Source organism: Streptomyces botrytidirepellens, from assembly GCF_003721215.1.
Lineage (GTDB): Bacteria > Actinomycetota > Actinomycetes > Streptomycetales > Streptomycetaceae > Streptomyces > Streptomyces himastatinicus.
In genome coordinates, this window is record NZ_RIBZ01000328.1 from 1 (window position 1) to 21620 (window position 21620).

General features: G+C 71.0%; 28 protein-coding genes and 1 pseudogene. 19 read left to right on the top strand and 10 right to left on the bottom strand.

The window, feature by feature from the left end; genetic code table 11:
- Positions 1-1277: ATP-binding protein (locus EEJ42_RS29400; protein WP_148082046.1), on the top strand; the 1277-nt coding region annotated here is incomplete at its 5' end.
- Positions 1274-1996 carry a LuxR C-terminal-related transcriptional regulator gene (locus EEJ42_RS29405; RefSeq protein ID WP_123104672.1) on the top strand — a complete coding sequence of 241 codons (723 nt, stop codon included), beginning with the start codon at positions 1274-1276 and terminating at the stop codon, positions 1994-1996. The genes EEJ42_RS29400 and EEJ42_RS29405, both read left to right, overlap by 4 nt.
- A gap of 37 nt (positions 1997-2033) precedes the next feature.
- Here the strand turns inward: EEJ42_RS29405 and EEJ42_RS29410 are convergent, their stop codons facing one another.
- Both EEJ42_RS29410 and EEJ42_RS29415 read right to left on the bottom strand, forming a co-directional pair.
- Positions 2034-2795: an NAD(P)-binding domain-containing protein gene (locus EEJ42_RS29410; RefSeq protein ID WP_246097467.1), complete on the bottom strand. Its 762-nt coding sequence runs from the start codon at positions 2793-2795 to the stop codon at positions 2034-2036.
- Positions 2796-2818: 23 nt separating this feature from the next.
- Positions 2819-3781, bottom strand: a complete 963-nt coding sequence (locus EEJ42_RS29415; protein WP_123104674.1) for an alpha/beta hydrolase — start codon at positions 3779-3781, stop codon at positions 2819-2821.
- A gap of 121 nt (positions 3782-3902) precedes the next feature.
- Between EEJ42_RS29415 and EEJ42_RS29420 the strand changes: the two genes are divergently transcribed.
- From EEJ42_RS29420 to EEJ42_RS29430, 3 genes are all read left to right on the top strand, one after another.
- Positions 3903-4478 (top strand): TetR/AcrR family transcriptional regulator, encoded by a 576-nt coding sequence (locus EEJ42_RS29420; RefSeq protein WP_123104676.1) that lies wholly within the window; start codon positions 3903-3905, stop codon positions 4476-4478.
- Positions 4479-4601: 123 nt separating this feature from the next.
- Positions 4602-5246, top strand: coding sequence for a LysE family translocator (locus tag EEJ42_RS29425; RefSeq protein ID WP_123104678.1), 645 nt, complete (start codon positions 4602-4604; stop codon positions 5244-5246).
- Between the two features lie 198 nt (positions 5247-5444).
- A complete protein-coding gene (locus tag EEJ42_RS29430; RefSeq protein WP_184503332.1) occupies positions 5445-6128 on the top strand; it encodes a DUF5701 family protein in 684 nt (227 codons plus the stop codon).
- Here EEJ42_RS29430 and EEJ42_RS29435 read toward each other — a convergent pair.
- On the bottom strand, positions 6125-7645 hold the full coding sequence (locus EEJ42_RS29435; RefSeq protein ID WP_123104680.1) for an FAD-dependent oxidoreductase: 1521 nt from the start codon (positions 7643-7645) through the stop codon (positions 6125-6127). The two genes, EEJ42_RS29430 and EEJ42_RS29435, sit on opposite strands and share 4 nt — an antisense overlap.
- 91 nt (positions 7646-7736) lie before the next feature.
- Between EEJ42_RS29435 and EEJ42_RS29440 the strand changes: the two genes are divergently transcribed.
- A complete protein-coding gene (locus tag EEJ42_RS29440) occupies positions 7737-8375 on the top strand; it encodes a TetR/AcrR family transcriptional regulator (protein ID WP_123104682.1) in 639 nt (212 codons plus the stop codon).
- Positions 8376-8378: 3 nt separating this feature from the next.
- Here EEJ42_RS29440 and EEJ42_RS29445 read toward each other — a convergent pair whose 3' ends face one another.
- Positions 8379-8804, bottom strand: a complete 426-nt coding sequence (locus EEJ42_RS29445; protein ID WP_123104684.1) for an ATP-binding protein — start codon at positions 8802-8804, stop codon at positions 8379-8381.
- Positions 8805-8900: 96 nt separating this feature from the next.
- Here EEJ42_RS29445 and EEJ42_RS29450 point away from each other — a divergent pair, with 96 nt between their 5' ends.
- Both EEJ42_RS29450 and EEJ42_RS29455 read left to right on the top strand, forming a co-directional pair.
- Complete coding sequence (locus EEJ42_RS29450; RefSeq protein ID WP_123104686.1) at positions 8901-9716, top strand: helix-turn-helix domain-containing protein; 816 nt, start codon at positions 8901-8903, stop codon at positions 9714-9716.
- Positions 9713-10027 (top strand): DUF397 domain-containing protein, encoded by a 315-nt coding sequence (locus EEJ42_RS29455; RefSeq protein WP_123104688.1) that lies wholly within the window; start codon positions 9713-9715, stop codon positions 10025-10027. Before EEJ42_RS29450 ends, EEJ42_RS29455 begins: the two co-directional genes overlap by 4 nt.
- Here EEJ42_RS29455 and EEJ42_RS29460 read toward each other — a convergent pair.
- Entirely contained in the window at positions 10014-10856 is an 843-nt protein-coding gene (locus tag EEJ42_RS29460; RefSeq protein WP_123104690.1) for an SAM-dependent methyltransferase, read from the bottom strand. The genes EEJ42_RS29455 and EEJ42_RS29460 overlap by 14 nt on opposite strands.
- 155 nt (positions 10857-11011) lie before the next feature.
- Positions 11012-11452, bottom strand: a complete 441-nt coding sequence (locus tag EEJ42_RS29465) for a GNAT family N-acetyltransferase (protein WP_123104692.1) — start codon at positions 11450-11452, stop codon at positions 11012-11014.
- Positions 11453-11492: 40 nt separating this feature from the next.
- Between EEJ42_RS29465 and EEJ42_RS29470 the strand changes: the two genes are divergently transcribed.
- From EEJ42_RS29470 to EEJ42_RS53240, 9 genes and pseudogenes are all read left to right on the top strand, one after another.
- On the top strand, positions 11493-12053 hold the full coding sequence (locus tag EEJ42_RS29470) for a cysteine hydrolase family protein (RefSeq protein ID WP_123104694.1): 561 nt from the start codon (positions 11493-11495) through the stop codon (positions 12051-12053).
- Positions 12054-12258: 205 nt separating this feature from the next.
- Positions 12259-13134, top strand: a complete 876-nt coding sequence (locus EEJ42_RS29475) for a hypothetical protein (RefSeq protein ID WP_184503333.1) — start codon at positions 12259-12261, stop codon at positions 13132-13134.
- Positions 13135-13138: 4 nt separating this feature from the next.
- Positions 13139-13534: a hypothetical protein gene (locus EEJ42_RS54300; RefSeq protein ID WP_184503334.1), complete on the top strand. Its 396-nt coding sequence runs from the start codon at positions 13139-13141 to the stop codon at positions 13532-13534.
- On the top strand, positions 13519-13743 hold the full coding sequence (locus EEJ42_RS29485; RefSeq protein WP_123104696.1) for a type II toxin-antitoxin system VapB family antitoxin: 225 nt from the start codon (positions 13519-13521) through the stop codon (positions 13741-13743). The genes EEJ42_RS54300 and EEJ42_RS29485 overlap by 16 nt, the downstream gene beginning before the upstream one ends.
- The gene (locus EEJ42_RS29490; RefSeq protein WP_123104698.1) at positions 13740-14156 is read left to right on the top strand and encodes a PIN domain nuclease; all 417 of its coding nucleotides are present in this window, start codon (positions 13740-13742) and stop codon (positions 14154-14156) included. The genes EEJ42_RS29485 and EEJ42_RS29490 overlap by 4 nt, the downstream gene beginning before the upstream one ends.
- Before the next feature lie 160 nt (positions 14157-14316).
- The gene (locus EEJ42_RS29495; RefSeq protein ID WP_123104700.1) at positions 14317-14586 is read left to right on the top strand and encodes a hypothetical protein; all 270 of its coding nucleotides are present in this window, start codon (positions 14317-14319) and stop codon (positions 14584-14586) included.
- Positions 14579-14911: pseudogene (locus EEJ42_RS54305) on the top strand (DUF6879 family protein); the annotation flags it as partial. The gene EEJ42_RS29495 and the pseudogene EEJ42_RS54305, both read left to right, overlap by 8 nt.
- 50 nt (positions 14912-14961) lie before the next feature.
- Positions 14962-15204: a DUF6879 family protein gene (locus EEJ42_RS53235; RefSeq protein WP_246097469.1), complete on the top strand. Its 243-nt coding sequence runs from the start codon at positions 14962-14964 to the stop codon at positions 15202-15204.
- Positions 15194-15526 (top strand): ATP-binding protein, encoded by a 333-nt coding sequence (locus EEJ42_RS53240; protein ID WP_246097470.1) that lies wholly within the window; start codon positions 15194-15196, stop codon positions 15524-15526. Before EEJ42_RS53235 ends, EEJ42_RS53240 begins: the two co-directional genes overlap by 11 nt.
- Before the next feature lie 528 nt (positions 15527-16054).
- On the opposite strand, the gene EEJ42_RS53245 is transcribed toward EEJ42_RS53240, so the two are convergent.
- Positions 16055-16429, bottom strand: coding sequence for a hypothetical protein (locus EEJ42_RS53245; protein ID WP_246097471.1), 375 nt, complete (start codon positions 16427-16429; stop codon positions 16055-16057).
- Positions 16430-16466: 37 nt separating this feature from the next.
- Here EEJ42_RS53245 and EEJ42_RS53250 point away from each other — a divergent pair, with 37 nt between their 5' ends.
- On the top strand, positions 16467-17690 hold the full coding sequence (locus tag EEJ42_RS53250; protein ID WP_246097472.1) for a tetratricopeptide repeat protein: 1224 nt from the start codon (positions 16467-16469) through the stop codon (positions 17688-17690).
- Positions 17691-17845: 155 nt separating this feature from the next.
- On the opposite strand, the gene EEJ42_RS29510 is transcribed toward EEJ42_RS53250, so the two are convergent.
- Complete coding sequence (locus EEJ42_RS29510; protein ID WP_123104702.1) at positions 17846-18826, bottom strand: redoxin family protein; 981 nt, start codon at positions 18824-18826, stop codon at positions 17846-17848.
- 101 nt (positions 18827-18927) lie between these two features.
- On the opposite strand from EEJ42_RS29510, the gene EEJ42_RS29515 reads away from it, so the two are divergent.
- Positions 18928-19758: a MerR family transcriptional regulator gene (locus EEJ42_RS29515; RefSeq protein WP_123104704.1), complete on the top strand. Its 831-nt coding sequence runs from the start codon at positions 18928-18930 to the stop codon at positions 19756-19758.
- A gap of 22 nt (positions 19759-19780) precedes the next feature.
- Here the strand turns inward: EEJ42_RS29515 and EEJ42_RS29520 are convergent, their stop codons facing one another.
- Together EEJ42_RS29520 and EEJ42_RS29525 are read right to left on the bottom strand one after the other, a co-directional pair.
- Complete coding sequence (locus EEJ42_RS29520; protein WP_123104706.1) at positions 19781-20908, bottom strand: ABC transporter substrate-binding protein; 1128 nt, start codon at positions 20906-20908, stop codon at positions 19781-19783.
- A gap of 31 nt (positions 20909-20939) precedes the next feature.
- Positions 20940-21566, bottom strand: coding sequence for a CGNR zinc finger domain-containing protein (locus EEJ42_RS29525; protein WP_123104708.1), 627 nt, complete (start codon positions 21564-21566; stop codon positions 20940-20942).
- Positions 21567-21620: the final 54 nt, after the last annotated feature.

A 21620-nucleotide genomic window follows, 5' to 3' on the forward strand; every position in this document is an offset into this window, starting at 1 on the left:
CCGCACCCCCGACCACCCCCACCCCCACAGAGCCACCCCCGCGCAAGCTCTACCGCAGCGCCGAGGGCCGCCTCCTCGGCGGCGTGGCGAGGGGCCTCGCGGGGCATCTGGGGCTGCCGGTCTCCTGGGTACGGATCGCCTTCGTCGCGTTGATCATGGCGGAGGGCTTCGGCACCCTCCTCTACGCGCTCTTCTGGTTCATCGTCCCCCTCGGCGTCGGCGGCGTGGGCGAGACGACGACCCGCCCCCTCACCACCGTGGGCCCCGACGGCCGGCGCCGGATCCTGGCCCGCAGGCCGGAGCGCGGCCAGATCATCGCCCTGGTCGCGCTCTTCATCGGCATGGGCATCTTCATCCAGGGCTTCCAGCTGGGCCGCGCCAACACCTACATCTGGCCGCTGCTCCTCGTAGGGGCGGGCGTCGCCCTGTTCTGGCGGCAGGCGGACAACGCCCGCCGCGCCCAGTGGGTGGAGCTGAGCCGCAGCAAGCGGGTGCTGCCGCTGGCCCGGGCGGGGGCGGGGGTGGTGCTGGTGGGCGCGGGGGTGACCGGCATTCTCGTCCTCCAGGGTTCGGCCCGGCACCTGGGCGCGGTCCTCCAGGCCGCCCTCGCCGTGATCGTGGGCATCGCGCTGCTGGCGGGCCCGTACGTGATCCGGATGACGCAGGACCTGTCCGAGGAGCGGCTGATGCGTATCCGCGCCCAGGAGCGGGCCGAGGTCGCGGCGCACGTCCACGACTCGGTGCTGCACACCCTGACCCTGATCCAGCGCAGCGCGGAGGACCCGCGCGAAGTGGCCCGGCTGGCCCGCGCGCAGGAGCGGGAGCTGCGCGCCTGGCTGTACAAGCCGGAGGGCACCGGCAAGGACGAGGCTGAGGAACCGGACACCCTCGCGGAGGCGGTCAAGGCGACGGCGGCGGAGGTCGAGGACCACCACGGCGTCCCGATCGAGGTCGTGGTGGTGGGCGACTGCCCGCTGGACGAGAGACTGGGGGCGCAGATGCAGGCCGCGCGCGAGGCGATGGTGAACGCCGCCAAGTACGGTGGCGACGGCGGGGCGGTCCAGGTGTTCGCCGAAGTCGAGGGCGCGACGGTCTTCCTGTCCGTACGCGACCGGGGCCCGGGCTTCGATCTGGACGCGGTGCCGGACGACCGTATGGGCGTCCGCGAGTCGATCATCGGCAGAATGCAGCGGAACGGCGGCACGGCCAGGCTGAGGTCCGCGCCCGACGGGGGCACGGTAGTGGAGCTGGAGATGGAGAGGGCGGCGACGACATGACCGAGTCAACGGGCGGCGGCGGTACGGACGCGACGAACGGAACCACCGGCACGGATGCCCGCCGGTGCCGCGTCGTCCTCGTCGACGACCACCGCATGTTCCGCACCGGCGTCCAGGCCGAGATCGGCGAGACGGCCCGTACCGGGGTCGAGGTGGTGGGCGAGGCGGCCGATGTCGACCAGGCCGTCACCGTGATCACCGCCACGCGCCCCGAGGTGGTCCTGCTCGACGTCCATCTCCCCGGCGGCGGCGGGGTCGAGGTGCTGCGCCGCAGCGCCGCGCTGATGGCGGCCACGGAGCGCCCGGTGCGCTTCCTCGCCCTCTCCGTCTCGGACGCCGCCGAGGACGTCATCGGCGTGATCCGCGGCGGCGCCCGCGGTTACGTCACCAAGACGATCACCGGCACCGACCTGGTCGACGCGATCTTCCGCGTCTCCGAGGGCGACGCGGTGTTCTCCCCGCGCCTCGCCGGTTTCGTCCTCGACGCCTTCGCCTCCACGGACGCCCCGCCGGTGGACGAGGACCTGGACCGACTCACCCAGCGCGAACGCGAGGTGCTGCGCCTGATCGCGCGCGGCTACGCCTACAAGGAGATCGCCAAGCAGCTGTTCATCTCGGTGAAGACGGTGGAGAGCCACGTCTCGGCGGTCCTGCGCAAGCTCCAGCTCTCCAACCGCCACGAACTCACCCGCTGGGCCACCGCCCGCCGCCTGGTCTGACGCGCCTGGTCTGACGCCAGGCGGCGGGAGACCGGGGCTACTTCAGATCGGCGAGGAGGTCATCGAGGGCCCGGGTGAGGGCTTCGGAGTTGGCCGGGGCGAACCACGTGGTGCGGATGCGTTCGTTGTTCCCCTTCGGCGTTTCGTGCTCGGCCGCGAGCTGGTCCAGGGAGCGCTCGTCGTTCAGGGAGCGGCCGACACCCTGGAACAGGCTGCGCACGTAGCGGTCCGCGGCATCGGCGGGTATGCCGTGGCCGACGGCCCACGACGTGAGCGTGGCCAAGTACGCGTAGTGGGTGGTCTGCGCCCCCGTCAGCGCGGAGAGGACGTCGAAGGCCGCCTCGTCCGCGACGGGCTGCGCCCCGCCCAACCGCTCGAAGAGCGCGTCCACCACCGGGTGGGACGGAAACGTCACCGTGACGGAGCGGCGTTCGCTTACGGAGGGCAGGGGGATGGCCCGTACCAACGCGGCGTCGGTGGCGAGTATCCGGCGCAGCTCGTCGTTGCCGACGCCGGACATCACGTTGACCACCGTCTTGTTGCCGTCCACCCGCAGACCCGCGAGCGCTTCGTGCCGGTCGGCACGGCGTACGGCGATGATCAACACTTCGGAGCGTTCCACCACCTGCTGGTTGTCGGCGCATACCTGTACGCCGTCGTAGCGCGCGGACAGCTCCGCGGCCGTACGGGTCCCCCGTGGGGAGAGGAATACCTCCGGCGGTTCGCCTGGTCCGTCGCACAGGCCCACCACGAGAGCCCGGGCGATCTTGCCCACCCCGATGATTCCGATGCGCTTCACGGCAGTTGCCTCCATGCTGGTCGTCACGCGGTGAGGGACGTTCGGAGGAACGCGAGGATCTCCGCCCGCGCGGCCTCGGCCTGCGGTACCACGCCCGGCAGGCTGAGGAACGCGTGTCCCGCTTCGGGGTATTCGGTCAGCCGCGTGGGTGTCCCGGCCGCGAGCAGTCGTTCGGCGTAGCGGCGGCCATGGTCGGCCAGCGGGTCATGGGTCGGTACCACCACGAGCGCCGGGGCGAGCCCGCCGAGGTCGTCGGCGTACAGCGGTGAGAGCGCGCGGGCGTCGGTTCCCGGCGGGACGGCGAGCCGCTGGAAGAGGCGCAGTTGTGGCACGGCGAGCGTCGGAGTGTGGGCGTGCTCGGTGAACGAGGCGTGGTCGAGCATCGTCCCGGTCACATCGACGGCGGGGTTGACGAGCACCTGTGCCCGGAGGCGCAGTCCGGTCTCTTCGGCCCGGATGGCTGCCAGGGCGCTGATCAACGCGCCGCAGCTCTCGCCGAAGACGGCGGTCCTGGCCGGGTCGATGCCCCACTGCGCGGCGTGCCGCACCACGTGCCGGAGCACGTCCCAGCCGTCGTCGACGGCCGCCGACAGCGGGCTGTCCGGGGCGAGGAGGCGGTGCTCGACCGAGACGACGACCGCGGGCAGGTGGGCGGCGAGGTGGCTGGTGACCCAGTCGCACTGCACCGCCGTGCCCACGAACCCTCCGCCGTGCACGTGGAGTACGAGGGGCAGGCCGGGCCGGTCGGCGCCCTCACCGTCGCGCCCGGGCGACGGCCGGTACACCCGAACCGGAAGGTCACGGCCGGGCAGCGCCACCTCCTGCCACCGGATCGCCGCGCCGGGATCCGGATCCCCTAGGAGCGCCCGCGCGACGCTGGATGCCCGAAAGCGGTTCTCCGCGTGGCGGTAGGCGACCAGTTCCTCCGCCGTCACCGTTAACCAGTCCGGCTCCGGCGGCCGTTGCGCAGCACTGACCTCGTTCATGTCTTCTCCTTGTCCAGAGAGTTTCGGCCCGGAGAATTTCGGCCCGGAGAGTTTCGAGACCTCAAGTATCGAGACCTCAAGTATCGATACCTACGGTAGCGGAAAGAGGTATCGTCCGGGTATGCCCTCGACCGCATCCGCCAGACCACCCGGTCGCCCGCGCACCGGCGTCAACGCCAAGGTCTTCGCCGCGACCCTGAGCACGGTTCACGAACTCGGCTACGCGCGCGCCACCGTTGAGCGCATCGCTGCCGCGGCGGGCGTCGCGAAGTCGACCGTCTACCGGCGCTGGCCGTCGAAGGGCGCGCTGATCGTGGACTGCCTGCTGGACGCGTTCGGCCCGGCGCCGCTGGAGGGCACCGATCGCGCCGAGATCATGTCCTCGGTCATCCACTGGATCGCGGGGAAGATCGGCGAGCCCGGGGTGGGTGACGCGTTCGCGGGCGTGTTCAGTGACGCCGTCAGCGACCCGGCCCTGCGCGAGATCCTGTCCGCGCGGTTGCAGGACCCGTATCGGCTCGCGCTCCAGGACGCGCTCGGCGAGCCGGAGCACCGGGTGCTCTTCTTCATCGACGTCGTGGTCGGTGTCCTGCTCCACCGGATGGGCATGACCGGTGAGCCGATGGTCGATTCCGACGTCGCCGCGCTGGTCGAGATGGTTCTGCCGCACTTCGCGGAAGGTCCCGGCCCGACCTAGGTGTGGGGGAATGTCGTCACGGGTGCACGCAGGTCCCGAGCGACAGGGTCGTAACCTGTAGCAGGCGAGTCAGGTACTGCTGATGCGTCGTAGCCGTCCTTTGAACAGCCAGGAGGTCGACCGGTGATCACTCTGACCGCGGTGGGAGGGGTGGCCCTGGTCGAACTGGGCATGGTCCTGATCCCGGGACCGAACATGGTCCACCTCGTCTCCCGCGCGATCACCCAAGGCCGAAGGGCGGGCCTGGTCAGCCTCAGCGGGACCGCCGTCGGGTTCCTGTTCTACCTGCTGGCCGCGGCTGCGGGCCTGTCCGCGTTGTTCGCCGCAGTGCCGGTGGCGTTCACGGTGGTCAAGCTCGCCGGGGCCGCCTACCTGGCCTACCTCGCCTGGGGCATGCTCAAGCCCGGCGGTCGCTCGCCCTTCGCCCCGGACCAGGACCTGCCCCCGGTCTCCGACGCCCGCCTGTTCTCGATGGGGCTGCTCACCAACCTGCTCAACCCGAAGATCGCTCTGATGTACGCCGCGCTGCTGCCCCAGTTCCTGGACCCTCAGGGAGGCCCGGCCTGGGCGCAGTTGCTCCAGCTGGGTGGCGTGCAGATCGTCGTGGCGGTCACCGTGAACGCGCTGATCATGCTGGGCGCAGCACGGGTCTCGGGATTTCTGGCCACCCGGCCCCGCGTCATGGCCGCCCAGCGGTTCGCGGCAGGCAGCCTGCTCGGCGTCTTCGCGCTGCGCACCGCCCTGTCCCGCACCCCCGCCTCCGCCTGATCCTGACCCGCGTGCCCGACGGGTGAGGCTTGCCCCCAGCGGCTGGTGGGCCTCGGTCACCCGCACCCCGGAGGGCTACCCGCGCAGCCATCAACACCCGGGACGGGGCGGACGGGGCGGAGGCAAGCGGCGGGGAACGTTCCGGTGGGGCGGCCGCGTTGCCCCAGGGTCCGCTCACGTCGCTGCCCTGGGAGCATCGTGCCCGCAACCACGCCCGCCACCTCCACCACTGTCCCCGCGCCTCCGGTACCCCCGGCCCTGGGCGCACAGGCCGAGCGGCTGATCGAGCTGGGGGTGCACGAGATCGCCGGGTTGCCCGCCGCCGAGATCCGTACCTTCGCGGCCGCTCAGGCCGTCGCAGGCGGCGAGGGTGCCCTGCTCGCCGTTCACCCGGACCGGGCCCCCGCCTCCGCCCTCGCGCCGCTGATCCACCGCGGCGACAAGCCGGGCTTCGTCGTCACCGACATGCCCGACGTCGACCTCTTCGCCCCGCTCGACACGGTCGCGTTGCCCGATGCCCCGCTCTACCTGCTCACCGGCCTCGACCGCGGCGACCAGATGGCCAACTGGAGCCCGAACGAGGCGCTTCCGGCCCTCACCGCCAAGGCCCGCACCCCGTTGCTGCTCACCGAGGGCATCCACTGGGTGATGCAGCAGCCCGCCGTCCTGGAGCGCAACCACTGCTTCATGACCATCGGCTCCCGCCTGCGCAAGGCCAACGGCGCCCTGGACTCCCGCACCCCGGCGATCTGGATCAGCAACGGCACCGGGCGGGACGGCCGCGAGCGCCGCGACGCCCCCAAGGTGGGCTGGTGCTGGGCGAACAACCGCCACACCTGGCTGGGCTTCGCCTCCGCGACGGGCCGCCCGTCCGACGCCTAGGCGGCCCCGTCGACCAGATGCGCGGCGATCGCGCGCGGCAACTCCCCGCGGCACGCCTCGGCGTCGTCCGCCGCCCAGCAGACGTAGCCGTCGGGACGGATGAGCAGCGTGCCCGCGCCCACGTCGGCCTGGTCGGCGGGGAGCTTGGCGCGTACGAGGTCGACGCGGCCCGGTAGCCGTACGTCGCCCGGGACGAGCCCGGCCACGTCCAGCAGCACGGCGTGCCCCGACCCGAAGAGGGCCGACAGCCGGGTCGGGCCGTCCGGGGTGGTCAGTTCGGCGTCCGGGACCCGCCGCCCGGTGAGGGGGTGCGCGCCGGGTACGTCGTAGTGCAGGGCCAGGCCGGAGATCAGGCCGGACAGATACCGGTTGGTGTCCGGCAGCCGCATCAGCTCGGTGAAGATGTCCCGCAGGGCGGCCACGTCCTCGCTGGGGCGGGGGTCCGCCAGCACCCGCTGCGCCGAGGTGTGGTGCAGCACCCGGGCCGCGACCGGGTGCCGTTCGGCGTGGTAGGTGTCCAGCAGCCCGGCCGGGGCCCGGCCCTGGACGGTCGCGGCGAGCTTCCAGCCCAGGTTGAACGCGTCCTGGACGCCGAGGTTCAACCCCTGGGCGCCCAGCGGCGGGTGGATGTGCGCGGCGTCCCCGGCGAAGAGCGCCCGGCCCTCCCGGTACCGCTCGACCTGCCGGGTCGCGTCCGAGAACCGCGAGGCGTTGTCCACCCCGCTGAGCACCGTCTCCTCGCCGTACACGGCCCGCAGCGCGGCGGCGATCTCGTCCTCGCCGACCGGGGTGTCCCGGGTGAGGTCCTTGGGGTCCTCGCGCCCGTAGGCCCCGTAGGTGAGCCGGTAGCGGTCGTCGCCGATCGGGATGAGCATGGACCAGTAGCCGTTCGCCTGGCGCGTCAGCGTGCTGATCTGCCCCCGTTCGCGCGGCACCAGCGGCGACACGGCAGACAGCCGGATGTCCGCGAGGACGGCGAGATACGTGCCGGGCCGCCCCGGGAACGGCACGCCGAGCGCCTTACGGACCCCGCTGCGCCCCCCGTCGCACGCCACCACGTACCGCGCCCGCACCCGCGCCCCGCCGTCCGCCGTGGTCACGGTCACCCCGTCGTCGTCCGGCTCGACCGACGTCACGGCGGCGCCGCGCCGTATCCGCGCGCCGAGCGCGGTGGCCCGCTCCTCCAGCACCTCTTCGATCTCCCACTGCGGGAGCATGACCGGGGACGGATACCGGGTGTCCCAGGGCCCGCAGTCCAGCGGCACCGGCAGCAGCGCGAAGTTCGCGCCGACCGGAGGGCCGGGGATCGCCCGGCGCCGCATCGGCTCCAGCAGCCCGCGCGACTCCAGGAGTTCGGCGGTACGGGCCTGGATCGCGCCGCCCTTCGTCTGCTGGTTGCGGCCGGGCAGCTTCTCCAGCACCAGGGTCTCCACCCCGGCCAGCGCCAGTTCGTACGCCAGCGTCAGCCCGGTCGGCCCGGCGCCCACGATCACGACGTCCGTCTCGATCTCGCTCATGTCCCACGTCCCCTCGGTAGCTGCACTCAGTAGATATGTATACCAGGTGCAGAAATCTCCCGAGTGCAGCACGCTGCGGTAGCGTGATGCCGTGACGACGCCCGACAAGCCAGGACTGCGCGAACGCAAGAAGCAGCGGACGCGTACGGCGATCTCCGATGCCGCCATCGCCCTCTTCCTCGAACGCGGCTTCACCCAGGTCTCCGTCGCCGAGATCGCCGAGGCCGCCGAGGTCTCCAAGCGCACGCTCTTCGCGTACTTCCCCACCAAGGAAGACCTCGTGGTGCACCGCATGGCCGACCACGAGCAGGAAGCGGCCCGGGTCGTACGCGCCCGCCCGGCGCACACCACCCCGCTCGCCGCCCTGCGCGACCACTTCCTCGACGGCCTGCGCCGCCGCGACCCGATCACCGGCATCAACGACCACCCCGCGGTGATCACCCTCACCGAGCTGATCTACGGCACCCCGGCCCTGGTCGACCGCATGCAGCGCTTCAAGGCGGGCGGCGAACGCGCCCTCGCCGAGGCCCTGCGCGAGACCACGGACGCGCCGGACCTCACCGCCCGCCTGGCCGCCGTCCAGGTCATCGCCGTGCAGTGGGCGCTGTCGGCGGACAACTTCCAGCGCCTGGCGGCGGGCGAGGCCGCCGACGAGCGCTACCCGGGCGCCGTACGCGACGCCGAGCACGCCTTCGACCTGCTCGCGAACGGCCTCGCGGCGCTTACGTAGTCGCTACGCAGCCGCGATCAGCTTCAGCTCGAACCACACCGTCTTGCCGATCCCGCACGCCCGCGGATGCGCGTCCCACGCGTCCGCGAGCGCCGCGATCAGCGCCAGCCCCCGCCCCGACTCGTCCTCCGCCGTCACCTGCCGGGGCTTCGGCATCACCTCGCTCGCGTCCGACACCTCGACGCACAGTTTCTCGTCACGCACCACGCAGCGTGCGCGGACCTCCCGACCTGGGGAAACGCGCGCGTGGCGGCAGGCGTTCGTCACCAGCTCGCTGAGCAGCAGCACGGCGACCTCCGCTTGGGCCTCCGGGATCTGCCACGTACGAACCTGCTCACGCAGCAGCGTCCGCGCCCGGCCCACGCTGCGGGGGTGGCGGGGGAGCCGCCATTCGATGTCCATCGGAAGTGGGGGAGTTGGTGCATTCATGACCGGAATGCTGCTGGTCAGGCGTACTGTGCCGCAGTAACGACGTCGGTACGCTGCGTATGCGTACCGCAGGTGCCTCATGGGAGAGAGGGCGCGATGACGGTTACGGAGGGTGGTTCGCAGTCGCCGATGTCCTGGCGGTATTGCGGCAACCAGATCAAACTGTGGCGTATGCAGGCCGGGGTCAGCCGCGAGCAGCTGGGCAAAGAGGCCAACTACGAGTACGAGACCATCAAGTCCATGGAGCAGGGGCGGCGTAAGCCTGCCCTGCGGCTGCTTCAGGTCGCGGACCAGATGTTCGGGGCGCGGGGGTTGTTGCTGGCGGGTCAGGAGTACCTGAAGCCGGATAAGTTCGCGTCGTACTCGCAGGATTTCATCCGGTACGAGGCCGAGGCGATCGTCCTCAACGGATTCGAGGCACTGGTCATCCCGGGACTGCTTCAGACGAAGGAGTACGCCGAGGCCCTGATCGGCGACCACTGTCCGCCGCTGGATGACGAAACCATCGATGCGCGGGTCGCGGCCCGGATGGAGCGTCAAGCTCTGCTGGACAAGCAGACCAGGGCGTTCAACTTCCTGATCGGCGAGGCCGCTCTGCGTTTCCCGATCGGCGACAAGGACATGCACGTACGGCAGTTGCATCACTTGCTGGAGGTGGGCAAGCGGCGCAACGTGACGATCCAGGTCGTGCCCTTCGGGGGAACGCACCCGGGGCTTCTGGGCCCCTTCGTGTTGCTGGAGACGCCCGACCACGAGCACCTTGTGTACGAGGAGGGGCAGACCACGGGTGTGCTGTATGCCGACCCGCCGAAGGTCAGCATCATCAACCAGCGCCATGCCATGATCCTCCGGCAGGCCCTCAGCCCCGAGGCGTCGGCAGACTTCATCAGAAAGTTGGCGGAGGAGCTATGAGCAACGAGCTTGCATGGTTCAAGTCCAGCTACAGCAATAGCGAGGGCGGCAACTGCGTCGAAGTCGCCCTGTCGTGGCGTAAGTCCAGCTACAGCAATAGCGAAGGCGGCGCCTGCGTAGAGGTGGCCGCACCGTGGGCCAAGTCCAGCTACAGCGACACCCAGGGCGGCAACTGCATAGAGGTCGCCACCTGCCCCCACACCATCCACGTCCGGGACTCAAAGCTGAACGCCGGACCCCAACTGGCCCTCGCCCCGGACGCCTGGGCGGAGTTCATAGCCTTCGCTGCCACCGCCGTCAGCCCCGCTTGAGCGCGACGCCTCCGTACATCGCGACTTCCTCGTCCCGGACCCCCTCCGTGGTGTGGTCCGGGCGCCAGTGGTGGAGCAGGGTCACGCCGGGGTCGAGCAGTTCCAGGCCGTCGAAGAACCGCTCGGCCTCGGCCTTGCTCCTGATCTGGAGGGGGATGCCGCGCTCGTTGTACTCGCGGCCGACCCCGGCGACCTCCTCGGGGGCGGTGTCGCCGGTGAAGACGGTGATGGCCAGCGCGCTGCCCGGGGCGAGTTCCGCCATCAACCGCCGTACCAGGCCCTGCGGATCGTCCTCGTCCATGACGAAGTGGACGATCGAGATCAGGGACAGCGTGACCGGCTGCTTCAGGTCCAGCGTGTTGCCCAGTTCGTCGGCTCCGAGGATGGAGTCGAGGTCGCGGATGTCCGCGTCGATGTACTCGGTCCGTCCCTCCGCCGTGCTCGTCATCAGGTGGCGGGCGTGGGTGAGGACGATGGGGTCGTTGTCGACGTACACGACCCGCGCGTCGGGGGCGATTTCCTGCGCGACCTCATGGAGGTTCGGCGGGGTCGGGATGCCGGTGCCGATGTCGAGGAACTGGCGCATGCCGTGCTCCCGCACCAGGTGGCGCACCGAACGGTGCATGAAGTGGCGCGCCTGCTTCATGGACGTCGGCAGGCTGGGCCAGGCCCGCGCCGAGGCGTCGCCGGCGGCGCGGTCGGGCGCGTAGTTGGTCTTGCCGCCCATGAGGTAGTCGTAGACGCGAGCGGAGTGCGGCACGTCGGTACGGAGATCGACCGGCGGCTGGGCGAACTCCGACCTCGATGACATCCAGTCCGTTCCTGACATCTTCCAGCGCCCCGATCGTCAATCTGCGGCAATCAGCTGACCAGTTGCGGTCACGGGGCCATCGTAGGCGGCACGGAGTGTCGCGCGCCGAGACCTGTGTGCATTTATCTAAGGAAGGGTGCGCGGGCACAACCCGTCCACCCTTCCTGTGGGCGCTACGTGGTCGATGTGCCCGAGTCGAGGATCATCAGGTTCTCGGGGGTGGGGAAGGGGACGAAACCGGCCTTGGCGTAGACGTCGTGGGCGTCGAGCGTGGACAGCAGCACCCGCTTGAGGTTGTAGGGCGCGAGGTGGTCACGGACCGCGGCGGCCAGCCACGTGCCCAACCCCCTACCGCGGTGCGGGGGCGATACGTACACGTCGCAGAGCCAGGCGAACGTCGCCTGGTCCGTGACGACGCGTGCGTAGGCGACCTGGGCTCCGGCGGAGTCGTAGACGCCGAAGTTGACCGAAGCGCGCGCTGCTTGCTCGACCGTCTCGCGACTGCGGCCGAGTGCCCAGAACGCGTCGGTCGACAGCCAGTGGTGGACCAGGGCCAGGTCGATGCGGCTGGGGTCGGTGGCTATTTCGTAGCCGTCTTCTCTGCGCATGGGCATGATCAGGGATGGTAGAACCCTGACGTCAAGGAAGGACAGCATGGCGAACAGTGCCCTTCTGGTGATGGACGTCCAACGGTCCATCGTCGACATCGCCGAGGCCGACGCCGCGTACCTCGCGCGGCTGGCCCGCGCCGCCGACGCGGCCCGGGCGGCCGGCATTCCCGTGATCTACGTCGTCATCGCCCTGCGCCCCGGCGCCCCGGAAGTGGGCACCCGCAACAAGGTGCTGAACGCCCTCGTACGGGACGGCCTGTTCACCGAGGGAGACCCGGGCACGGAGATCCACCCCGACGTCGCGCCCCGGCCGGGCGACACCGTGGTCACCAAGAGGCGCGCCAGCGCCTTCTCGGGCAGCGACCTCGACCTGGTGCTCAGGGCGCGGGACATCGACAGTCTCGTGCTCACCGGCATCGCCACCGGTGCCGTCGTGCTCACCACGCTGTACCAGGCCGCCGACCTGGACTTCGGCCTCACCGTCCTGGCGGACGGCTGCCTGGACCCCGACCCGGACGTGCATCGATTCCTGCTGGAGAAACTCTTCCCGCGCCAGGCGGACGTCACGACCGTCGACGACTGGTGTCGGGCCATCGCGCGCTGAGCTTCGGGCGCCGAGACCTGAGCGCTTTATCCAAGGAACGGGTGGGTTATGCAAACCCACCCACCCTCCCCCATGCACATAATGTGACCGGCTTGCCACGCACGGTGGTATCGGTCTAGCGTTCGCGGCAGCAAGCAAACGGCCCCGGCGGTGCGCCAACACCAAACCGGGGCCTGACCTACAAGATCGAAAAGGACTCGATCTCATGGCTTCAGCCGACTTTAGCGCTGCCCCGCACGCCTCCGCACACCCCCTGGCCAACCCCGGCTACGGCAAGCGCAGCGCACCCCGCCAATCCCCGCGTCGCGCGGACGACTTCGCACATCTGCCCAGGCGTGAGGCGGCCATCGCCGCGTACATCGACCGATTGCCGGACGGCGCCGCGATTGACGCCAAGACGCTCGCCAAGTGCCTCCCCGACTACGGCCAGATGGCCTGTGCGACGGCCCTGCGGCGGCTGTCGGAGGCCGGTCATCTGCGGCGCGTCCGCGAGCACCACATCACGGAGGACGGGGCGCGCTGGGTGACCCGTACGTTCTTCTCGCGGACGGCGCGCGCGGAGGAGTGGTGGGAGGCGTTCGTGCGCGGCGACGACGCGCCGGAGCCCCGTCCCGCCGCCGTACCCCCGGCTGCCGCTCCCACCAGAACCCCCGCGTACGACGTCCTGGCGTCCCTGGGGCGCGCGGACCCCCGGATGACCCTCTCGGCCGCCGACTGTGCCCGTCTCGAATCCCGCGCCGCGGCCTGGCTGGCGCGCGACGCCGACCCCGCCCGCCTCGTCCAGGCGCTGACGTCCGGCCTGCCTGTGCCGGTGCACAGCCCGGCCGCGCTGGCCCGTACCCGGCTGGAGGCCAAGCTGCCTCCGGAGCCCGTACCGGAGCCGCGTGCGGAGATCACCATCAGCCGACTCCTGGAGTGCACCGACTGCGGCCGCCCCGGCCCGCCCACGGCACTCCCCGGCGGCCTCTGCCGCCCCTGCCGGGGTGAGGCGGAGCCGCTGCCGCCGGGCGGCTTGTCGCCGACCGAGGTCCACCGCCGTGCGGCGGCGATCCGGTCCGATGTCCGTACGCACGAAGGCTGATCCCATGCCGGAAACCGTGCCCACGCGCCGCCCCCAGATGCTGGTCGATGAGTTCGAAGAGCTGGCCCGTACGGCGCCGGAGACGGTCTGGCTGGAGTGCATCAACGGGAAGCTGGAGATGAAGCCTGCCCAGGACGGAAACCGCGGGGAGATCGTCATGTGGCTCGTGCGGCTCTTCCTCGAACAACGGCCCGACCTGTCGCTGTACCCCTACCGGGGGCTGAAGGCCGAGGCGCGTCCTGGGCAGGGACCGCGCTGCCCGCGCTACGCGCTCAGCTCCAGCTGGTCGAGCACCGCGGCGACCCCGGCCCGCAGTGATATCTCATGGGTGCTCGATTCGATATCATCGGGGTGCAGGCGCCCCGGGAACTGGAGGAGGCCGACATGGCCCGCACGGTGATTGATCTGGACGATGACCTGTTGGCCGAGGCGCAGAAGGCTCTCGGCACCAGCACCAAGGTGGGGACAGTGAACGCTGCCCTCTTTGAGGTGGTGAAGCGGCTGCGGAGGCAGGAGTTCTTTGACGCGATCGACAGCGGAGAGATCGACCTGACCTATGACGCTCGCGACGAGGCGTCATCCGGGCCGCATGACCAGGCGGCTGCGTGAGCCCTCGCTACCTCATCGACAAGTCCGCCCTCGCTCGACGTACCAGACCGGCCGTCCGGGAGGCCTTGAATCCCTTGCACGAGCGGGGGCTGCTCTGCGTGACCGGAGCCGTAGAGGTCGAGATCCTTTACTCCGCCCGCAACGCGAACGAAGTCGACCAGCTGCGGCGCTGGCTGACCGGCTTCGACTACCTGCCATGTCCCGACGAGGTCTGGGATGCCGCACTCGACATCCAGCGCCAGGCCATCGCCAAGGGGAATCATCGGGCCCTCTCGATGGCCGACCTTCTCATCGCCGCCACGGCCCAGCGGCATGGGGCGACCGTCCTCCACTACGGCGGGGACTACGACCAGATCGAGGCCATCACCGGCTATCCCTCACGCTGGGTAGTGGAACCTGGGACAGCTGATTAGCGAGAGGTGTCGCGCAGCCAGGTCAGCACCTGGCGCCCGGATCTCCCGCGTGAGCCGTACGGCGTTCGAGGGCGGTCTGTCGCCCACCGCCGACGTTGCCGTGCGTAGTCGGTGCCCATACTCTTTGTAAGCAATTGAGGTGTGTGAGGTGGGAGGCGCTATGGCTCGTCCCTGGGATGCTGATTTATCTGCGGCGTTCGCGCGGCGGTTGGGGAGGTCGGCCAAAGAACTCGGCGTGACGAGCGATGAGGACGACTGCCCGGACATCTGGGAGCTCGACAACGGCGATATCGCGATCGTGGGGCGGGATCGTACGGATGCTTATGCCACTCGGCTGCCCGCAGGCGTAACCCTCGCAGCGGATGAACGCCTCGTGATCATCCCGGGAGCCATGCTCCGCTCGGCGAAGCCGGACATCGCCGATGCTTGACCGGAGCGCCCTTGAACTGGCCCCTTCCCAGGGGGACCGGCTGGCCATCGCGGAGTACCGGGCCGACTTCCGGGTGCACCGCGGCGCGATCCGCGATGTGGACAGCTGGAAGTTCGAGCGGCAGCAGGACTTCCAGGACAAGGGCAGCAGCTGGGACGCCTTCTGCTTGGGCCGTTGGGAGGAATCACTGCGACTCCTCGAGGAGAAGCGGGAGAGCCTTGCCGAAGGGGTTCGCAAGGACCAGGAACGCAATACCGTCTTTCACCGCGTCCGGGTCGTGGAAGAGCCGCTGACGGCCTACCTCCAGTGGGAGTTGCACTCGCTGCGGGTGCAGGCCGAGGCGGGAAAGAAGATCCGTGTCATCGGCCCCGGAGAGTGGAGCGCGCTGGAGGCGGACGGCCGCTGCCGGAGGTGGTCGTGGTCGGCGGACGGGTCCTCTACCAGGTCCTCTACAACGAGGCGGGCGCCCTGGACGGGGCCATTCGCTTCCGCGACCCTGAGCTGATCAAGAGCTGGGAGGGCTTCATCGGGCAGCTCTACGAGGAGGGGGAGGATCTGCTGCCCTACTTCGAGCGCCACGTGGCCCCCCTTCCTCCCCCGCGGATGAATGCGGAGTAGGGCGATCAGTAAGGACGACGCAGACGAGGGACGCCCGGGAGACACGGCCAACGATCTGTCGGGCGCCGCTCGCGATGTCATACAGGCGGGAGCCATCAGCGGGGGAGTCCACTTCCACAACAACCCGCAGCCGGACGGCCCCGCGCGGGTCGTACCGCGACAACTGCCCGCCGACGTCAGGGGCTTCGTCAACCGCGCCAACGAGTTGCACCGCCTGGACGCGATCCTGTCCGAGCGGGACGGCGGCGACCCCGTCATCGTCGCGGTGTGCGTCATCGCGGGTACGGCGGGCGCGGGGAAGACCTCGCTCGCCTTGCGCTGAACGCACCAGGTGAAGGTCCACTTCCCCGACGGCCAGCTCTACGTCAATCTGCGGGGCTACGACCCCGGCGAGCCGGTCACCGCGCAGGAGGCGCTGCACCGGTTCCTCACCGGGCTCGGCGTTCCCGCGAACGCGGTTCCGGCGCACACCGAGTCCGCGGCCGCCCTGTTCCGGTCTCTGCTGGCCGACCGCCGGGTCCTCGTCGTCCTGGACAACGCCGCGACCGCCGCCCAGGTGCGGCCGCTGCTGCCCGGCCACTCCGGTTGCTTCGTCGTCGTCACCAGCCGCGGGCGGCTGTCCGGGCTCGCCGTACGGGACGGGGCACAGCGCATCACCCTCGGCACCCTCCCCGAACCGGAAGCCGTGGCTCTCTTACGGACCGTGACCTCCGGCTATCGGCCCGAGGACGATGCGGAGAAGCTGGTCGAACTCGCCCGGCTCTGCGCCCGCCTGCCCCTGGCGCTGCGTATCGCGGCGGAGCGCGCGGCGTGCCACCCCCATATGCGGCTGGACGAGCTGATCGCCGATCTACGGGACGAGTCGGGGTTGTGGGATGCGCTGAGCACGGGGGACGAGCAGGACGCCGACGCGGTGCGTTCCGTCTTCGCCTGGTCCTACCGGGCGCTGTCCCCGGACGCGGCGCGCCTCTTCCGGCTGCTCGGGCTGCACCCGGGGCCCGAGTTCGGTATCGCGGCCGCCGCCGCCCTCGCCGGGATCAGCGGGCGCGCGGCCCGGCAGTTGCTGGACGTGCTCGTCGGCGCGCATCTGCTGGAACAGACGGCCCCGGACCGCTTCGCCTTCCACGATCTGCTCCGGGCCTACGCGACGGATCAGGCCCGGCTGGAGGAGACGCCCGACAGCCGCGCCGCCGTACTGCGGCGCGTCCTCGACTGGTATCTGCACACGGCCGACGCCGTACAGGGCTTGATGGCGCCCGCCCGTGACCGCCTCGCGCTCGATCCGGCGGACGAGCAGGTCGCCCCGCTGTCGTTTTCCGACTACGACCAGGCCGTCGACTGGGTCGAACGGGAGCGGAAGAACCTCATCGCCGCAGTGCGCGCCGCAGAGAAAGCCGGGCTCGATCTGTACGCCTGGCGGCTGGCCGCAGTGCTCTGGAGCGCTCGGGCACCCTCCGCCCCCGTCGCGGAATGGCTGGTGGCAGGGGAGATCGGTCGCGACGCCGTACGGCGCCTCGGGGACCGCGCCGGGGAAGCCGGGCTCCTCCNGTCGCGACGCCGTACGGCGCCTCGGGGACCGCGCCGGGGAAGCCGGGCTCCTCCAGAGCCGGGGCTTCACCCACCGTCAGCTCAACCGCCTCACGGAAAGCCGGGACGCGCACCAGGAGGCGCTGACGATCCGGCGTGAGCTGGGCGATGCGCGAGGTGAGGCCGCCGCACTGAACGCTCTGGGGCTGATCGCGGTGCGTACGAGGCAACTGGGCGACGCCGAGGATCATTTCGTGCGCGCCATCGACCTCTTTCAGGGGTTCGGTGCGGAGCACTGGGAAGCCGTCACCCGCGCCAATCTGGCGATGGTGCACCTTGAGGCGGGACGCCTCACGGACGCGGCGGACCAACTCGATCAGGCCCTGGCCGTCCACCACAGGACGGGGAACAAGCGCAGCGTGGGCAATGCCCTGCGCCTTCGGAGCGCGGTGCTGCGGGAACGCGGTGAAACCGCCGAGGCCCTACAGGTGGCCCACGAGGCCCTGGACATCGCGCTGGAGCTGCGCGACCAAGTGGCGGAGGGCTTCTGGCTGCTGTACGTGGGCGACGCGCAGCAAGCCGTCGGCAGGTTCACCGCGGCGCTGACCTCGTACCAGCGATCCGCCGTCCTGCACCGCCGCCTCGGCGATCGCGGCCGCGAAGCCCTCGCCTGGCAGGGCACCGGCGAGACGTACCGCCGCCTCGACCGCAACGACGAGGCATCCGGCTTCCACCGCCGCGCCGCCGCCGTGCAACGGGAACTCGGCGACGCATGGCAGCAGGCCATCGCGCTGGACGGCCTCGCCGCCGCCACACTGACCGCCGCGGCAGACGATGGTGGTGTGGCGACCGCCCGTCGGCACTGGGGCGACGCCCTGCGCCTCCTGGACGGCTACCGGGACGTGCGGGCGGTGAGGCTGCGGACGCAGATCGAAGGGCGGCTGGCGACCGGCCGCTGATCCCGCGCCCGGGGGCGAGCGGTTGGGGTTAGCGCCCAGCCCCAGCTGGTCGAGCACCGCGGCGACCTGGGCGCGGGCGTGGCGTCCGCTGGAGCCGCTCGGACTCCGCCCGGGCCCGGGTCGGTGTCGACGGACCGGGCGGCACGGGTGAGGGGTCAGTGAGGGGCATCGCGCAGCCAGGTCAGCACCTGGGCGGCGTGCTCGTTCGGCGGGAAGACGGGATAGAAGACGTGCTCGATCACGCCGTCGCGGAGGAGCAGCGTCAGCCGCTTGTAGAGCGTCAGCCCGCTGACCTCGAACGTCGGCAGGTCCAGCGCCCGGGCCAGGCTCCGTGTCGGGTCGGAGAGCATGTCGAAGGGCAGGTGGAGCCGTTCGACGACCTCGCGCTGATAGTCGGTGTCCTGGCTGGACAGGCCGAACACCCGGACCGCGCCCGCGTCCAGCAGCTCCTGGTAGTGGTCGCGGAAGCCGCAGGCTTCGGGGGTACAGCCGCGGGCGCCGGGGATCGTGTCCCACCCCTCGGGCAGGTCGGTGCCCGGGCGGCCGGTGAGGGGGTAGACGTAGAGCACGGTGCGGCCCGGGCCGAGGGCGTCGAGGCGGACCGTCGTATCGCCGGTGGTGCGCAGTTCCAGGGGCGGCAGCTTCGTGCCGGGCAGATGGGCGGTCGCGCCGTCGTCCTCGGGGACGGGCAGGTCGGCGGGCAGGCTGAGGTAGTCGTTCATCGGGACGTCGCTCATCGGGTGCGCTCCTTCGTCGGCCGGTGGGACCGGGGAGACACGGCTGTTGCGGTGGGCGGCCTCCTGGAGCTGCGCGATCAGCGCCGTACGGCGGGCCGTGAGCCCCGCGATGCGCTGCGACAGCTCGTCGATCGCCTGCCGGTACCCGGCCAGCGACGCCGGGCAGTCGTCGGCGTGCCGGTGGCCGACCGCCAGGCAGTCCAGGAACGGCCGGGTGCGCTCCACGGGAATCCCGAGCCCGCTGAGCGCCCGGATCTCGCGGGCGAGCCGTACGTCGTGCTCGTCGTAGTCCCGGTAGCCGTTGGCCAGCCGCCCCGGCGTCAGCAGCCCCAGCGACTCGTAGTAGCGCGCCGCTTTGGTCGTCACGCCCGCCCGGCGGGCCAGCTCACCGATCCGCATGTCTCTCACCTCGATGAACGCTAAACCTTGCCCCTGAGGGTAAGGTCAAGCGCCACGATGCTTGACCGTGACACCGTGTGAGGCTGTGGACTGAAGACATCATGTTCACCATCGGAGATTTCGCCCGGCACGGGCGGGTGTCGGTCCGGATGCTGCGCCACTACGACGCGACCGGACTGCTGCACCCCGCCCGGGTCGATCCCGCCACCGGCTACCGGTACTACACCGCCGCCCAGCTGGCCCGGCTCAACCGCATCATCGCCCTCAAAGACCTCGGCTTCACCCTTCAGCAGGTCCGGGAGATCCTGGAGGAGAAGGTCACCACCGAGGACATGCGGACCATGCTGCGGGTGCGGCGGGCCGATCTGGAGGCCGCGATGACGGCCGCGGCGGCGCGGCTGGTGCGGGTCGAGGCGAGGCTCCGGTCGATCGAGAGTGAGGGACAGATGTCCTCCAACGACGTCGCAGTGAAGAGCCTGCCGAGCGTGCGCATCGCCGAACTGACCGGTGTGGCCCCGGGGTTCGACGCCATCGGGCCGGTCATCCAGCCGCTGTACGGGGAACTGCTGCCGCGCCTGGCGGCGGCGGGCATCGCGCCGACCGGGCCCGGTGTCGCGTACTACGAGGACGCGCCGGACGGCGGTGTCCTCATCCACGCCGGGATCGAGGTCGCGGCCCCGGTGCAGGAGGTCGACGGGCTGCGGGTCGTGGACCTGCCGCCGGTCGACCAGGCGGCGGCGATCGTCCACCGGGGTTCGATGGAAACGGTCCTGCCGACCATCCAGACCCTGGGCCGCTGGATCGAGGCCAACGGCTACCGCTCGGCCGGGTACCCGCGGGAGATCTACCTGGAGTGCCCGGACAACCACGACGAGTGGGTGACGGAACTCCAGGAGCCGATCACGGCTGCCGTGGTGTCTCAACCGGTGTGAAGGTCTCAGCCGGTGTGAAGTCTCAGCCGGTGTGCAGGACCCGGAAGCGACCGGGTTCCGCTCCCGCCGGATCCCGGTCGACGACCTGGACGGGCGGCGAAGCCCATTGCCACACGCTGATGCCCGGCGTGCGGGAGAACCGGATCCGCCCGCGGGTGCCGTCGACCGCGACGCTCGGCCATGACGCGGCGATGCGCGCCCGGTCCGCGTCGCCGTGGGACCGCAGTACGTCGGCGAGGACGGTGACCGTGTCGTAGCCCTCGTACGCGACGAAGGAGGGCGGCGCTTCGGCCAGCCGCTCGCGCAGGGCCTTCTCGACTCGTTCACCGAGTGGGGTGAGGCGCTCGGGCAGATAGCGCAGGAACGGGACCGCGGCGCCGTCGTCGCCCAGCAACGCCGCCCATTCGGCGAATTCCGGCTGCCCGGCCGGAGCACCGATCATGACCTCCGCGAGGCGCCGGTCGCGGCGGACGGACGTGACGATCGGCACGGCCGGCTCCGGGTGGCCGACCAGGAGAAGGAGAGCCGTCGCACGATGGGCGGCGAGTTCGTCGCACACGGCTGCGGGGGTGAGCGCGTTCATGTCGAGTTCGATGACGCTGCCGCCGCGTGGCGCGAGATGGTCCCGCAGAATGCGGGTCCCGGCTGCCCAGTAGGCGCTCGGCTGGGTCGCCACGGCGATGCGGCGGTGGCCCGCGCCGAGGAGGAAGTCCGCGTAGATCCGCCAGCCGCGGGACTGCGGCGGGGAGAGGCGCGCGACCCATTCCGTCGGCTGTTCGGTGAGCGCGTCGAGAACCGATGACGAGCAGAGGTACGGCAGGCCGAGGGCGTCTGCCCTGGTGGCAGCGGCGCGGGCGACGACGCTGTGATACTCACCCGCCAGGGCGGCCACGCCCAGACCGGCCAACTCGTCCACGGCCGCCGCGGCCTTCTGTGGATCGGCCGCGGTGTCCCGGACCACCAGCTCCAGTGGCCGTCCGCCGATCCCACCGGCGTCATTGACGTCGGATGCGGCCAACTCCAGTCCGGCGAGCAGGTGGTGGCCTGCCTCGATCCAGCCGGGCCGGGTGAGCGGAACGAGAGCGCCGATCTGGACGGATGAGCCGTCTTCGCGCCGTGGCGGGCGTGCCTGGGTGACCATGCGGGTCATTCGATCCACCGCCATCGCCGGGGGCAAGCGATTATTCGTTCGCCCTGTGGCTGTTGAGGTGGCTCTTGAGGTTCGCCTTCTTCACCTTGTTTCCGCAGGTCGCCATGGAGCACCAGCGCCGTCGCCGGCCGCGGCTGGTGTCCAGGAAGAGCCCTCCGCAGGTGCGCTGCTCGCAGCGCTTGATCACGCCGTCGCCGTGGCTGCCGTGGCCGTTGCCCTCGCCGTCGTTGTGGTGCGCGCCGAGCGTCGCCACGGCGTCGACGGCGACGACGGCCAGCGCCGCGCGGGCGGGGTCGCTGTCCGGGAGTCGCCACCGGGCCCGCCCGCCGGTGAGGACGAGGCGCGCCCGGTGACGTGCGGTCCAGCGGTTCAGCAGGTCCTCGTCCGCCGGGTCCGGCACGCCGTCGGTGGCGACGGCGGTACCGGCCCGGTGGATGGCCTCGCGCAGTTCGCGGGCGTCCCGCAGGAGGGCATCGGAGATCGGCATGTCCGCGCTGCCCAGCTCGTTGGCGAGGAGCCAGGCCCGGAGCCGGTCCGGGGTGGGGATGCGCTCCACCGCTGCGTCGCCGCGCCGCTCGCTGAGGGTGGCGACGAAGCGGAACGCCAGGATCTCGTTGCCGAGCCGGAAGCCTCCGGCGGCGGTAGGTGAACCGGTCATAGGGGTTCATCGTAGGCGCCCCGCAGCCCGGAGGCCAACGTTTGACATCATCAA

Coding starts and splice junctions, on each gene's coding strand:
- EEJ42_RS29450 (WP_123104686.1), top strand. CDS start 8,901: ATGACGGTTACGGAGGGTGGTTCGCAGTCGCCGATGTCCTGGCGGTAT.
- EEJ42_RS29470 (WP_123104694.1), top strand. CDS start 11,493: ATGGCGAACAGTGCCCTTCTGGTGATGGACGTCCAACGGTCCATCGTC.
- EEJ42_RS29510 (WP_123104702.1), bottom strand. CDS start 18,826: ATGCGGATCGGTGAGCTGGCCCGCCGGGCGGGCGTGACGACCAAAGCG.
- EEJ42_RS29485 (WP_123104696.1), top strand. CDS start 13,519: ATGGCCCGCACGGTGATTGATCTGGACGATGACCTGTTGGCCGAGGCG.
- EEJ42_RS29415 (WP_123104674.1), bottom strand. CDS start 3,781: ATGAACGAGGTCAGTGCTGCGCAACGGCCGCCGGAGCCGGACTGGTTA.
- EEJ42_RS29475 (WP_184503333.1), top strand. CDS start 12,259: ATGGCTTCAGCCGACTTTAGCGCTGCCCCGCACGCCTCCGCACACCCC.
- EEJ42_RS29435 (WP_123104680.1), bottom strand. CDS start 7,645: ATGAGCGAGATCGAGACGGACGTCGTGATCGTGGGCGCCGGGCCGACC.
- EEJ42_RS29405 (WP_123104672.1), top strand. CDS start 1,274: ATGACCGAGTCAACGGGCGGCGGCGGTACGGACGCGACGAACGGAACC.
- EEJ42_RS29520 (WP_123104706.1), bottom strand. CDS start 20,908: ATGACCCGCATGGTCACCCAGGCACGCCCGCCACGGCGCGAAGACGGC.
- EEJ42_RS29420 (WP_123104676.1), top strand. CDS start 3,903: ATGCCCTCGACCGCATCCGCCAGACCACCCGGTCGCCCGCGCACCGGC.
- EEJ42_RS29455 (WP_123104688.1), top strand. CDS start 9,713: ATGAGCAACGAGCTTGCATGGTTCAAGTCCAGCTACAGCAATAGCGAG.
- EEJ42_RS29465 (WP_123104692.1), bottom strand. CDS start 11,452: ATGCCCATGCGCAGAGAAGACGGCTACGAAATAGCCACCGACCCCAGC.
- EEJ42_RS29515 (WP_123104704.1), top strand. CDS start 18,928: ATGTTCACCATCGGAGATTTCGCCCGGCACGGGCGGGTGTCGGTCCGG.
- EEJ42_RS29460 (WP_123104690.1), bottom strand. CDS start 10,856: ATGTCAGGAACGGACTGGATGTCATCGAGGTCGGAGTTCGCCCAGCCG.
- EEJ42_RS29495 (WP_123104700.1), top strand. CDS start 14,317: ATGGCTCGTCCCTGGGATGCTGATTTATCTGCGGCGTTCGCGCGGCGG.
- EEJ42_RS29525 (WP_123104708.1), bottom strand. CDS start 21,566: ATGACCGGTTCACCTACCGCCGCCGGAGGCTTCCGGCTCGGCAACGAG.
- EEJ42_RS29445 (WP_123104684.1), bottom strand. CDS start 8,804: ATGAATGCACCAACTCCCCCACTTCCGATGGACATCGAATGGCGGCTC.
- EEJ42_RS54300 (WP_184503334.1), top strand. CDS start 13,139: ATGCCGGAAACCGTGCCCACGCGCCGCCCCCAGATGCTGGTCGATGAG.
- EEJ42_RS53240 (WP_246097470.1), top strand. CDS start 15,194: ATGCGGAGTAGGGCGATCAGTAAGGACGACGCAGACGAGGGACGCCCG.